Origin of the sequence: Amycolatopsis sp. lyj-112, from assembly GCF_046549055.1 — a bacterium.
In the GTDB taxonomy this organism is placed as follows: Bacteria; Actinomycetota; Actinomycetes; order Mycobacteriales; family Pseudonocardiaceae; genus Amycolatopsis.
On record NZ_JAJPWS010000002.1, the window covers coordinates 105,383 to 117,529 of the forward strand.

Genomic DNA, 12,147 nt, shown 5'->3' on the forward strand with positions numbered 1-12,147 from the left:
ATGACGAAGATCGACCCGGCGACGACCGCGCTCGTGCTGATCGACCTGCAGACGCGGATCGTCGCGATGGAGACCACCCCGCTCGAGGGCGCCGAAGTCGTCTCGAACGCCGCCCTGCTGCGGGACGTCTTCAGCGCGGCCGGCTCACCGATCATCCACGTGCGGGCGCACCGGCCGGACGTCGAGGAACAGCCACCCGGCAGTGAACTGGTGGCCGAACTGACGCCCGCCGACGGCGAGCACCTGATCACCAAGCACACGATCGGCGCGTTCTACCGCACCGGACTCGACGAACTCCTGCGCGGCCTCGGCGTGAAGACGCTGGTGCTCGGCGGGATCGCCACCGAGTACGGCGTCGAGTCGACGCTGCGTGCCGCGATCGACCACGCCTACGAGACCATCGCGGTGTCGGACGCGATGGCCGGTATCGCGGCCATCTCCCACGAATCGGCGATCACCAAGGTATTCCCGAGGCTGGGCGAAGTTCTGACGACCGCCGAGACCGCCGCGGCGCTGGGCTGAGCCGTGATCGACAAGATCGCGTGGCTCCACCTGGTGGGTGGCCAGGTCCTGGGCGCCCGCTCGCGCGGCAAGACCGTGTTCTACCTGCCCGGCGGCAAACGGGAACCCGGCGAAACCGACACGGAGACCCTGATCCGCGAGATCCGCGAGGAACTGACCGTCGAAATCGACCCGGCGAGCGCCGAGCCCGCCGGGACGTTCGAAGCGCAAGCCGACGGGCACGGGTCAGGAGTCGTGGTCCGGACGACCTGCTACACCGCCGAATACACCGGAACGTTGACGGCCAGCAGTGAGATCGACGAGATCGCCTGGCTCGGTTACGCCGACAGGGACCGGGTCTCCGCGGCGGGCAAGATCATCTTCGACCACCTGCGGGAGACCGGTCTCCTGCGCTGACGACCGCTACTCGATCTTGTCCAGGCACAGCACCCGCTCCTGCGGCAGCGCGGTGCCGGGCCTGTGCCAGAAGAGCTTCGCGTCAGTGGACGGCACGTGCGCGCAGGTGTCGTCACCGTAAGAGACCGCAGGTTTCTTCTCGACCGCGAGGACCTTGTAACCGGCCGCGGCGCAGTCGGCCTTCACCATCTTCTTCGCCTCATTGACGTCGCCGGGAAGACAGTCACCGACGACCGGCGGCCGCTGACCGGGGTTCTTCAGGTCGTCGCAATCCGTGCCGCCCGAAAGCTTGAGCCCGATTTCCGACTTATTCTCCTGCTTACCGACGACCTTGAAGTTCGCGTCGGGACCGCACTCGGTCTTTCGACACTGTCCGCCTAAGATGCCCAGGCGGATGACGGGCTTCAGCCACGTCTTCTTCCGCGGCACCCTGTGTTCCACAGCGGGCGCAGAGCCTAGCGCTCACCGGCCGGGAAACGTTACGGCTACGCGACCGACGTCTCAGTACAGCCGCAACTTCGGCTTGTGCTCCAAATTGGACAGACCGTTCCAGGCCAGATTGACCAGGTGCGCGGCGACCTCGTCACGCTTCGGTTTCCGGGCGTCGAGCCACCACTGCCCGGTCAGCGCGACCATTCCGACGAGCGCCTGCGCGTAAAGCGCGGCCAGCTTTTCGTCGTAGCCCCGCGCGGCGAACTGCTGCGCGAGAATGTGCTCGACCTGGCTGGCGATGTCGTTCAGCACCGTGGAGAACGTGCCGATCGAACTCGCGACCGGTGAATCCCGCACGAGGATGCGGAAACCGTCGTGCGAATCCTCGACATAGGAGAGCAATGCGATCGCCGCCTGCTCCAGCATCACCCTCGGGTGTCCACCGTGGAGGGTGGAGACCATGCGATCGAGCAGGAGCTGGGTCTCGCGGTCGACGACGACGGCGTAGATGCCTTCCTTGCCGCCGAAGTGCTCGTAAACCACCGGTTTGGAGACGTTCGCCCGGTGCGCGATCTCCTCGATGGACGTGCCCTCGAAACCCTTTTCCGCGAACAGGGCTCTGGCGACGTTGAGAAGTTGTTGCCTGCGCTCGGTTCCCGTCATCCGCACCCGGGCCACCGGAGCTACAGGACGCGCTCCGGTGACCGCTTCACGTTTGGTTCGCCGTCTCCCCGCCATTGAAGGAGACTAACGTGACCTCGCTATTTGCTTTCGGCGGCGATGCGCGCGAGGCGCTGCGGGGTCGGCCAGCGCACATCGTAGGCCCAGCCGAACTTCTCGAACATCCAGATGAGCCTCGCGGAAATATCGATCTGGCCGCGCTGCACACCGTGCCGGGCCGAGGTCGGGTCCGCGTGGTGCAGGTTGTGCCACGACTCGCCGAAGGAGAAGATCGCCAGCGGCCAGAAGTTGGCCGACTTGTCGCGGGCGGCGAACGGGCGCTCGCCGATCATGTGGCAGACCGAGTTGACCGACCAGGTCACGTGGTGCAGCACGCAGACGCGCACCAGCCCGGCCCAGAAGAACGCGGTCACCGCGCCCCAGAACGACCAGGTGATCAGCCCGCCGAGCACCGCGGGCAGGACCAGCGTGAGCAGGCTCCACAGCCAGAACAGGTCGTCGACCTTCTTGATGGCCGGGTCCTTCACCAGGTCCGGCGCGAACCGCTCGGCGTTGGTCTGGTCGCGCTCGAACAGCCAGCCCATGTGGGCGTGCCAGAAACCCTTGGCGATGGCGAGCGGCGTGGTGCCGAACAGCCACGGTGAGTGCGGGTCGCCGTCGCGATCGGAGAAGGCGTGGTGGCGACGGTGGTCCGCGACCCAGGTGATCACGGGGCCCTGGACGGCCATGCTGCCGGCGATCGCCATCACGACGCGCAGCCACGGCTTGGCCTTGAACGAACCGTGCGTGAAGTAGCGGTGGTAGGAGACGGTGATACCGAGTCCGCTGATCGCGTAGAAGACGACGAACAGACCGACGTCGACCCAGGTCAGTCCCCAGCCCCAGGCGAACGGGACAGCCGCGAGCAAAGCGGCGAGCGGGAAGATGACCCCGAGGTAGACCGAGAGCTGCACGCCACTCGATCGATGACCTTCGATTACCGGTTTGGGGCCCTTCGTGGGCTTCTCGGAACGGTCGAGGGTAGCCGTCATGCAGTCACTTCTTTTCTACGCGCAGCCCTGAGGGGTTCCCTAAGGGTGACCTTACCTACGATGCCGTAAGTTACGGTACAGGAGGTTTCCGGCCCTGGGGAGAGCTCGCGACTGTGACCCAACCCCCGCCCGCGCGTATACCTCCGTGACATGGCTATCCTGACCAGGATCGATCCGCCGTAGTGTAATCGGCAGCACTTCAGATTTTGGTTCTGACAGTTCAGGTTCGAATCCTGGCGGCGGAGCAGACGAACAGATGACCAACGGTGTTTTCAACGGTGGGGGTGTGTGCGGCTGACCGAGGACGCGATCGACCCGACGACCAGCAGCAGGCGGCCGGCGCTGGCGGAGATGTCCGACGCCTGGCTTTACGGTCGCGCGCGCGAACTCGGTGCGGCCATCCAGCGCGTCGGTTTCAACGAGCAGCTGGACATCATCACCAGCCTCGACGAACTCCTCGACGAGACCCAGCGCCGCGGCGAGCCGTTGCTGGTCTCCCAGCTGCTGCGCTACTCCGCGGTGGCCAGGCTGATCACCCGGGGCCTCGCCGCCGAAGCCGAACCCAGGCTCGACGAGATGCTCGCGCACACCCGGCGGCACGGTCTCGCGCTGATGCGGGCCGACGCGCATGCCCTGCGCGGCCGTCGCCTCGTCATCGCCAAGCAGGAGGACGCCGCCCTCACCGAGATCGCCAGGGCACTGGCCATCCTCGACGACTCCGCGGTCCCGGACCGCCAGGTCGGCAGGCGCAGCTGGGACCGGATGCTTTCCACGACCCTGGTCGACTGCTGGCTGGTGCTGAACCAGCTGGGCGTCTACGAGGCGGCCGAGGAGGCCATCGCCCGCGCCGCACAGGCGATCCGCGACAGCGCGAGCCCGCACGAGATCGCGCTTCAGCTGATCAACCGGGTCAAGATGCTGCTCGGCTGGGGCCTGCGGCTCGAACGCATCGAGCGCTACGACGAAGGCGCGGACAAATTCCGCACCGCGGCGTCGATGGCGCAGGCCGCCGAAGGGCCGTTCACCGAGTCGCTGTTCCCGCGCAGGACCGGCGTGCCCGCGATCGACCAGGTCGGCGTGCTCGCCGCGGCGGCCGCGCTCGCCTCACCCGAACCGTCCCATATCGAGCGGTTGACCTCGCTGCTGAGCCCGGAACTGATGTTCCCGCACGAGCGCGAGATCATCGCGATCGCGCTGGCCCGCTGCCTGGACAACGCCGGCCGCCGCGAAGACGCGCTGCAGGTGCTCAAGGAAGTCCGCGAGGACAACGAGGACGCCGCCCTGCCGTCGATGCGGCTGAACCTCGCCCGTGAGCTGGCCAGGCTCGACACCGCCCCGGATTACGCGTCCGGGGCGAGCCAGTCGCTGATCGACTACGCGACCATCCTGGAAGCGGAGATGTGGTCGCTGCGGGAATCGCAGATCGCCACGCTCAACGCGCGCCGTGAACACGAACGCCTGTCCGCCGAACACGGCGCGATCACCCAGCAGGCTCTGCAGGACCCGCTCACCGGGTTGCCGAACCGCCGCGCGCTCGACGAAAAGCTGCGTTCGCTGGCGTCGTCCGCGGATGCTCAGCCGCTCGCCGTCGCGCTCGTCGACCTCGACGGTTTCAAGGATGTCAACGACAAGCAGTCCCACGCCGAGGGCGACAACGTGCTCCGTGTCATCGCGAGCACGCTGCGCGACGCCCTGCGCGGCGACGACGTCGTCGCGCGATACGGCGGTGACGAGTTCATCGTGCTTCTACCTGGGGCTCCGGCGTCGGCGGCGAAGCAGGCGCTGGGTCGTTCTGTGAATGCCGTCGCATCTTTGCCGCATCACCTTTCGCACGGTGTCACCCTCTCCGTCGGGCTCGTGTCGCTGCGGCCGCAGGAACGGGCCGAACAGGTCCTCGCCCGCGCCGATGCGGCCATGTACCAGGCGAAACGCGGCGGCGGGAACCAGGTTTCGTCGGTGAACTCGATGGCCATCGATCCGGTCACCGGATGGCCTGGTGAGGATGCTCCGACCGACCCCGCGTGGGACGCCGAACAGTCCCCGTAGGATCAATGCCCGACAACCACCGTTGGTGAATCGTTGGGAGCGCCGTGACCGGCCCGCTGAGCACGTTGATCCTCGCCGCGGGTGAGGGCACCCGTATGCGTTCGTCCACTCCTAAGGTCCTGCACCCGATCGCCGGCCGGCCTCTGGTCGAGCACGCGGTCCGGGCCGCGGCGGGGCTGGAACCGGAACACCTGGTCGTGGTCATCGGCCACGGCCGCGATTCGGTCGGCTCCGAACTGGCGAAGGTCGGTGAAGCACTCGGCCGCGAGGTCGTCACCGCCGTCCAGGAAGAGCAGAAGGGCACCGGGCACGCCGTTTCGTGCGCGCTCGCGGCACTGCCGGGCGGGCTGACCGGGACCATCATCGTCAGCTACGGCGACGTCCCGCTGCTCGACACCGAAACGCTCGCTTCCCTGGCCGCCGAGCACACCTCCACCGGCAACGCGGTCACCGTGCTGACCGCGCTAGTGGCGGACCCGACCGGCTACGGCCGGATCGTGCGCGACCAGGACGGCGTCGTCACATCGATCGTCGAGCAGAAGGACGCGACCCCCGCCCAGCGCGAAATCGCCGAAATCAACTCCGGCGTCTACGCCTTCGACGCCTCGGTGCTGGTCGACGGGCTCTCGAGGCTGTCGACGGACAACGCGCAGGGCGAGCTCTACCTGACCGACGTCCTGGGCATCGCCCGCGGCGACGGCAAGGGCGTCGGCGCGCTGGTCATCGACGACCCGTGGGTGACCGAAGGCGTCAACGACCGCGCGCAGCTCTCCGTGCTCGGCGCGGAACTGAACCGCCGGATCGTCCGCGGCTGGCAGCGGGCGGGCGTCACCGTGGTCGACCCCTCGAGCACCTGGATCGACGCCGGGGTGACCCTGTCGCGCGACGTCGTCATCGAGCCCGGGGTACAGCTGAAGGGTTCGACTTCGGTCGGCGAGGGCGCGCAGATCGGCCCGGACAGCACGCTGGAGAACGTCTCCGTCGGCGCGGGCGCGTCGGTGGTGCGGACGCACGGTTCCGATTCGGAACTGGGCGACGGCGTCAAGGTCGGCCCGTTCACCTATCTGCGTCCCGGCACCAAACTGGGGACCAAGGCCAAACTCGGCGCTTTCGTCGAAACGAAGAAAGCCGACATCGGCGCCGGCACGAAGGTGCCGCACCTGACCTACGTCGGTGACGCGACCATCGGCGAGAACAGCAACATCGGCTGCTCCAGCGTCTTCGTCAACTACGACGGCGTGAACAAGCACCACACCACGATCGGCTCCCATGTGCGGCTCGGCGCGGACAACACGTTCGTCGCCCCGGTCACCATCGGCGACGGCGCTTACAGTGGGGCGGGCACCGTGATCAGGCAGGATGTGCCCCCGGGCGCACTCGCCGTCTCGACCGGTCCGCAGCGCAACATCGAAGACTGGGTGCCCCGGCGCAGGCCGGGCACACCCGCGGCGGACGCAGCTTCCGCCGCGAAGCAGGACACCACCGCCGTGTCCGATTCAACCAAGGGAACCGACGGGGAGTCACCAGCATGAGTTCGAAGTCCGGCACACCGAAGAAGAACCTGATGCTCTTCTCCGGGCGCGCACACCCGGAGCTCGCGAACGAGGTGGCCGAGCACCTCAACGTGACGGTCGTCCCGCAGACCGCGCACAACTTCGCGAACGGGGAGATCTTCGTCCGGTTCAACGAATCGGTGCGCGGGACCGACGCGTTCGTGATCCAGAGCCACCCCGCGCCCATCAACGAGTGGGTGATGGAGCAGCTGATCATGGTGGACGCCCTCAAGCGGGCGAGCGCCAAGCGGATCACCGTGATCATGCCGTTCTACCCGTACGCGCGTCAGGACAAGAAGCACAAGGGCCGCGAGCCGATCTCCGCGCGCCTGATCGCGGACCTGTTCAAAACCGCGGGCGCCGACCGGATCATGACGGTCGATCTGCACACCGCGCAGATCCAGGGCTTCTTCGACGGCCCGGTCGACCACCTGCTCGCGCAGAACGTGCTGGCCGCGCACATCAACAAGACCTACCAGGGCGAGAACATCACCGTCGTCTCGCCGGACTCGGGCCGCGTGCGGCTGGCCGAGAAGTGGGCGGCTCAGCTGGGTGACCGGCCGATCGCCTTCATCCACAAGACGCGCGACCCCGACAAGCCGAACCAGGCCGTCGCCAACCGGGTCGTCGGCAAGGTCCGCGGTCAGCTGTGCGTGCTGATCGACGACATGATCGACACCGGCGGCACGATCGTGAAGGCCACCGAGGCCCTGCTCGACGAAGGCGCGTCCGACGTCGTCATCGCCTCGACCCACGGCATCCTGTCCGACCCCGCCACCGAGCGGCTGTCGAACTGCAAGGCGCGCGAGGTGATCGTCACCAACACGCTGCCGATCCCCGAGGAGAAGCGATTCCCGGGGCTGACCGTGCTGTCCATCGCGCCGCTGCTGGCGCAGGCGATCCAGCAGGTCTTCGAGGACGGGTCGGTCACGTCCCTCTTCGACGGCAACGCCTGATCCCAGCGAACGAAGCAAGGGACCTTTGCTACCGCTCTCCCTCGGAGAGTGAGAGCAAAGGTCCCTTGCTTCGTTTTCGGCTCCTCGCGAAACGGGCCGCGCCGGCCCGCCCGGCGTGGCTAGGTTCGCTGTCATGGGGAAATTCAGATTCGGCGTGAACCTGTGGCGAGCCGAAGACCGCGAAGACTGGGTAGCGAAATGTCTCAGCGTCGAAGCCTTCGGGTACGACGTCATCTCCGTGCCGGATCACCTGGGTCCCGGGCGGCACGCGCCCTTTCCCGCGCTGACCCTGGCGGCGGCCGTGACCGAGCGCGTGCGCGTCGGCACCCTCGTGTCCAACGTGCCCTTCTACAACCTCGCGCTCTTCGCCCGCGAAGTCTCGACGACGGTGAAGATGACCGGCGGGCGTCTCGATCTCGGCCTCGGCGCGGGACACATGAAGTCCGAGTTCGACGACGCCGGGCTGCCGTGGACCCCGGCCAAGGACCGCATCGAGTACCTCACCAAGAGCCTCGATCACCTGAAGGAACACTTCGCCGACGAAGGGATCACGCCCCCACCGCTGCTCCTCGCGGGCAACAGTGACGGCGTGCTCTCTCTCGCCGCCCGCGACGCCGACATCGCCGGTTTCGCGGGCCTCCGCCAAGCTCAGGGGAGATCGCCGGGCACCTTCCGCCTCGACGACGCCCAGCGCATGGACGAGCGGGTCGCCTTCTTCCGCTCGCAGCTCGACGGCCGGGATCCCGAACTGAACATGCTCGTCCAGCGGGTCGTCGTCACGGACGACCGTCGAGCGGCGGCCGAGGCCTGGCGTGAAGAGATCAAAGACCAGGACGATCTCGACGTGGACGTGCTACTCGAAACCCCGCAACTGCTGTTCGGGACCGTCGACGAGATCGTGCGGCAGCTCCGGGACCGTCGCGAGCGGTACGGCTTCTCCTACATCACGGTGTTCGAACCGATGCTGGAAACGTTCGCGCCGGTCGTGAAGGAGCTGTCCGGTCAGTAAGCGACGCAGAAACGACGGCGGCGGTTCGCGGGCTTGTCGATCTCGTCGACGAACGCGATCGCGTAGTCGGCGCCGCTGATCTTCGACGCGCCGTTCTCGTCGGTCAGGAGGACATCGCTCCCGACCCGGTAGCCCCCGGTCCGCTCCCCCTCGGCCCATGCGCCGAACTCGGCGGCCGGGCTGACGTAGAACCAGTCGACGTCCGCCGGAAGTGCCCGGAACGCTTCCAGCACCTCGGCGTGGGTGCCCGCCTCGCCCTTGTACTCGTCCGGGAACTCGGGGGTGTCGATCAGCCGCGGCCCGCCCTCGGCCACGTGCAGGCTGCCCGCCCCGCCGACCACGCCGACCCGCGCACCGTTGTCCTTCGCGACCCGCGCGATCGAGGGAACAGCGTCGAGCAGTCCGCCCTGCCCGTGGACCGCGATGACGAGGACGTCGGCCCCCTTGGCGACCTCGGCGAGGAATTCTTCGTCGTACAGCGAACCCGCCCGGGTTCCCTCACCGTCGGCGTTCCTCGACACCGCCAGGACCTCGTGCCCCCGGCCACGCGCTTCGGCGGTGATCTTCCCGCCCGCGTACCCGGTTCCACCGAACACGACCAGCTTCGTCATCACGTTTCTCCCTTACATCGGCGACGACACCGATGTTAGGAACACAAGATCGGCTACTTCAACGTATGCAACGCACCCCGAGGTGAGCGTGCAGGTCAGCCGCCCAGCGCGGCGAACTCGGACTTGAGCTTTTCGCGGACGCCGTTGACGTCGACCGGAGCACGGACCTCGCCGCGCGCCGAGGGCTTGGCCAGCACCTGGTAGCTCGCGTTCCGATTCGGAAGTTTGAACTTGACCTCACAGGTCATGCTCGTCGTGGTGTCCGGGGCCGCGTTGGCGTTCGCCGTGCAGGTCTGGGCCCCGAGGGCATCGGCGGTGAACTCGACGGACAGCATCAGGCGCACCGGAGGAGGAGTCCCGGTTCCGGTCCCGATGACGGTGTTGGCGACGTCGATGGTCGCCCGGCAGGTACCGACGTAATCCGTGCAGTTCAGTTTGTCGTTGACCACGCTGACGCTGACCTGGCTGAGCGCGTCGAACGGCTCACCGAGCCCGCCGATCGTGCCGTCCAGATCCGACTGCAGCTTCTTGAGCGCGTCCCCGGTCAGGGGCTCGACGCGCAACTCGGCTCCGAGCGTCTTCCCGCCGGCCGCGTCGACGAGGGAAGGCGCGAAACTGATCACGCGGTGCGGCGCCGAGGTGGTGACCCGCAGCGTCCCGAGCCCGCTCCCGACGTCGTAGACCTCGGTGCCGTCGGGCAATTTCGACCGGACCGGATCGGTCAGCCGGTTCATCGCGGACACCGCGGTCCGAAGCGTCGAAGCGGCTTTACGCGGGCTGAGGACATCAACGGCGTTCACCGGCAGGTCCGTGCTGTCCGTTCGGACCCAGTTGGTGCCGTACTGGTCGCTGTTACCGAGCCCGTGTGCCTTCCAGTACTCCGGTGTCGCCGAGAGATACAGCTGGTCGGCGGCCGAAACGAGCTGGACGGTCTGGCCGTCGACCGGCAGCGCACCCTGTGCACTGCCGTTGCGGGTGATCCGGAACAGCAACTCCGAGGGCTTGCCGGCCGCATCCTTGATTGTCGACTTGTAGACAACTGCCGGAGACTGCTCGAGTGCCTTCAACGCGCTCTCGACCGCACCACGCTGCTCCGTACGCCGGTCCACTCGCTGCTGCTCGGCGGGCGAGATCCCTGCCGCGCCGTCGATGGCGACATCGCAACCGGCCACGAGGCAGCACAAGGCAGCGACCGCCCCGATCCTCATCCGTGCCAGCATTCCGCCCCCTGTGCTTCGCCTGCAGGAGATCACACCTTAGAAAAGGGGTCACGCACCACCGCATCCGCGGGTTCCCTGAGCACCTGTCACCGACTTGTCACCTGAACGAGCCACCCGGCGGGACCCCTGCACAACCGCTTGGTCTACACTTTCCCGGTCTCGGCGAGGCGGGTTCCGTGAGCACCTGGTGCCCGACGTGATCGACGCGGCGGCTTGAGTAAAGCCACACGCGATCGAGCATGCCTGTGGTACTCGCCGCCGAACGCCCGAACCATCCCCATCGCAGCATGCTTTCGCTACATGTTGGTGAATTGAAGGAGTGCAACACCGTGTCCGAGGTACGCCTGTCCGTCGAGCCCCGCACCGAATTCGGCAAGGGTGCCGCGCGCCGCACGCGTCGCGCCGGCAAGATCCCCGCGGTGCTGTACGGGCACGGCTCGGACCCGCGCCACTACGCCCTGCCCGCCCTCGAGTTCGCCCGCGTCGTGCGTGAGAACGGCAGCAACGCCGTCATCACCCTCGACCTCGAAGGTAACAGCGAGCTGGCGCTGACGAAGACCATCGTCGTCCACCCGCTGAAGAACTACATCGAGCACGTCGACCTGCTGGTCGTCATTCGCGGCGAGAAGGTCACCGTCGACATCCCCGTCGTCGTCACCGGCACCCCCGGCCCGGGCACCCTGGTCGCCATCGACATCGACTCCATCCAGATCGAGGTCGAGGCGCTGCACATCCCCGAGCAGGTCGAGGTCTCGGTCGAGGGCATCGCCGCCGGCACGCAGATCCTCGCCTCGCAGGTCGCCCTGCCGCAGGGCGCTTCTCTGGTCACCGACGCCGACGCGCTGGTCATCGCCGTCAACGAGGCGCCGTCCGAGTCCTCGATGGAGGGCGAAGAGGGCGAGGCGGAGGAGACCTCCGCCGAGAGCGCCGAATAAAGTCACTCGTGTGACCGAAGCAGTACTTCCCGGGGCCGGCGAGCAGATCCTGCTCGCCGGCCTCGGCAATCCCGGGCCCCAGTACGCAGGCAACCGGCACAACGTCGGCTTCATGGTGCTCGACGAGCTCGCCGGACGCGTCGGCGGCAAGTTCAAAGCCCACAAGAGCGGCGCCGAGATCCTCGAAGGCCGGCTCGCCGGGCAACGAGTGGTCCTGGCCAAGCCGCGCTCATATATGAACCTTTCCGGCGGCCCCGTCGTGGGCGCCGCCCGGTTCTACAAGATCCCGCCGGCAGGCCTCGTCGTCGTCCATGACGAACTCGACGTCGATTTCGGCGCGCTCAAGATGAAGCTGGGCGGCGGTGACAACGGCCATAACGGCCTCCGTTCCATCACTAAATCGTTCGGCACGAAGGACTACTACCGCGTCCGTTTCGGCGTCGGCCGCCCTCCGGGACGGCAGGATCCGGCGGATTTCGTGCTGAAGGACTTCTCGACCGTCGAGCGCAAAGAACTCGCTTTCGAGGTCGATCGTTGCGCCGACGCGGTTGAAGCGCTTATCAGCACAGGGCTGACGTCCGCCCAGAACACCTTCCACGCTGGGTGAACCCGCTCACATGGCAGTGCGTTACAGGTCATCACTCGAAGGCGTTTCTCCACGCCCCTGATCGAGTCGTGGAATAGCGCAGGCCCTATCGGGGAACTCTCAAACCAGTTAGGACGGAATGCGGAGATTGCATTCCCCACCGAAACCG

The 12,147-nt window shown here is 67.2% G+C and carries 13 protein-coding genes and 1 tRNA gene; 9 read left to right on the forward strand and 5 right to left on the reverse strand.

Annotation, left to right across the window (positions count from 1 at the left end; translation table 11 throughout):
* Together ACLJRL_RS07250 and ACLJRL_RS07255 are read left to right on the forward strand one after the other, a co-directional pair.
* Positions 1 to 522, forward strand: a complete 522-nt coding sequence (locus tag ACLJRL_RS07250) for an isochorismatase family protein (protein ID WP_410655284.1) — start codon at positions 1 to 3, stop codon at positions 520 to 522.
* A 3-nt stretch (positions 523 to 525) separates the two neighbouring features.
* The gene (locus ACLJRL_RS07255) at positions 526 to 918 is read left to right on the forward strand and encodes an NUDIX hydrolase (RefSeq protein WP_410655285.1); all 393 of its coding nucleotides are present in this window, start codon (positions 526 to 528) and stop codon (positions 916 to 918) included.
* 6 nt (positions 919 to 924) lie between these two features.
* On the opposite strand, the gene ACLJRL_RS07260 is transcribed toward ACLJRL_RS07255, so the two are convergent.
* The 3 genes from ACLJRL_RS07260 to ACLJRL_RS07270 all read right to left on the reverse strand — a co-directional run bounded on the left by ACLJRL_RS07260 (position 925) and on the right by ACLJRL_RS07270 (position 3,062).
* Positions 925 to 1,347, reverse strand: a complete 423-nt coding sequence (locus ACLJRL_RS07260) for a hypothetical protein (protein ID WP_410655286.1) — start codon at positions 1,345 to 1,347, stop codon at positions 925 to 927.
* A gap of 72 nt (positions 1,348 to 1,419) precedes the next feature.
* Positions 1,420 to 2,013 carry a TetR family transcriptional regulator gene (locus ACLJRL_RS07265; protein ID WP_410655287.1) on the reverse strand — a complete coding sequence of 198 codons (594 nt, stop codon included), beginning with the start codon at positions 2,011 to 2,013 and terminating at the stop codon, positions 1,420 to 1,422.
* Positions 2,014 to 2,111: 98 nt separating this feature from the next.
* Positions 2,112 to 3,062, reverse strand: coding sequence for an acyl-CoA desaturase (locus tag ACLJRL_RS07270; RefSeq protein ID WP_410655288.1), 951 nt, complete (start codon positions 3,060 to 3,062; stop codon positions 2,112 to 2,114).
* 173 nt (positions 3,063 to 3,235) lie between these two features.
* Between ACLJRL_RS07270 and ACLJRL_RS07275 the strand changes: the two genes are divergently transcribed.
* The 5 genes from ACLJRL_RS07275 (at position 3,236) to ACLJRL_RS07295 (ending at position 8,626) form a co-directional block, all read left to right on the forward strand.
* Positions 3,236 to 3,307, forward strand: a tRNA-Gln gene (locus tag ACLJRL_RS07275).
* Between the two features lie 43 nt (positions 3,308 to 3,350).
* Positions 3,351 to 5,108, forward strand: coding sequence for a diguanylate cyclase domain-containing protein (locus ACLJRL_RS07280; RefSeq protein WP_410655289.1), 1,758 nt, complete (start codon positions 3,351 to 3,353; stop codon positions 5,106 to 5,108).
* 44 nt (positions 5,109 to 5,152) lie between these two features.
* Complete coding sequence (gene glmU / locus ACLJRL_RS07285; RefSeq protein WP_410655290.1) at positions 5,153 to 6,640, forward strand: bifunctional UDP-N-acetylglucosamine diphosphorylase/glucosamine-1-phosphate N-acetyltransferase GlmU; 1,488 nt, start codon at positions 5,153 to 5,155, stop codon at positions 6,638 to 6,640.
* The gene (locus tag ACLJRL_RS07290; protein ID WP_410655291.1) at positions 6,637 to 7,617 is read left to right on the forward strand and encodes a ribose-phosphate diphosphokinase; all 981 of its coding nucleotides are present in this window, start codon (positions 6,637 to 6,639) and stop codon (positions 7,615 to 7,617) included. Before glmU ends, ACLJRL_RS07290 begins: the two co-directional genes overlap by 4 nt.
* A gap of 133 nt (positions 7,618 to 7,750) precedes the next feature.
* Positions 7,751 to 8,626 carry a TIGR03621 family F420-dependent LLM class oxidoreductase gene (locus ACLJRL_RS07295; RefSeq protein ID WP_410655292.1) on the forward strand — a complete coding sequence of 292 codons (876 nt, stop codon included), beginning with the start codon at positions 7,751 to 7,753 and terminating at the stop codon, positions 8,624 to 8,626.
* On the opposite strand, the gene ACLJRL_RS07300 is transcribed toward ACLJRL_RS07295, so the two are convergent.
* Together ACLJRL_RS07300 and ACLJRL_RS07305 are read right to left on the reverse strand one after the other, a co-directional pair.
* Positions 8,620 to 9,237 (reverse strand): NAD(P)-dependent oxidoreductase, encoded by a 618-nt coding sequence (locus ACLJRL_RS07300; protein ID WP_410655293.1) that lies wholly within the window; start codon positions 9,235 to 9,237, stop codon positions 8,620 to 8,622. The genes ACLJRL_RS07295 and ACLJRL_RS07300 overlap by 7 nt on opposite strands.
* A gap of 95 nt (positions 9,238 to 9,332) precedes the next feature.
* A complete protein-coding gene (locus tag ACLJRL_RS07305) occupies positions 9,333 to 10,445 on the reverse strand; it encodes a hypothetical protein (RefSeq protein ID WP_410655294.1) in 1,113 nt (370 codons plus the stop codon).
* Between the two features lie 341 nt (positions 10,446 to 10,786).
* On the opposite strand from ACLJRL_RS07305, the gene ACLJRL_RS07310 reads away from it, so the two are divergent.
* Both ACLJRL_RS07310 and pth read left to right on the forward strand, forming a co-directional pair.
* Positions 10,787 to 11,392: a 50S ribosomal protein L25/general stress protein Ctc gene (locus ACLJRL_RS07310; RefSeq protein WP_410655295.1), complete on the forward strand. Its 606-nt coding sequence runs from the start codon at positions 10,787 to 10,789 to the stop codon at positions 11,390 to 11,392.
* Positions 11,393 to 11,402: 10 nt separating this feature from the next.
* Positions 11,403 to 11,999: an aminoacyl-tRNA hydrolase gene (gene pth, locus ACLJRL_RS07315; protein WP_410655296.1), complete on the forward strand. Its 597-nt coding sequence runs from the start codon at positions 11,403 to 11,405 to the stop codon at positions 11,997 to 11,999.
* The last annotated feature ends 148 nt before the right edge of the window (positions 12,000 to 12,147 follow it).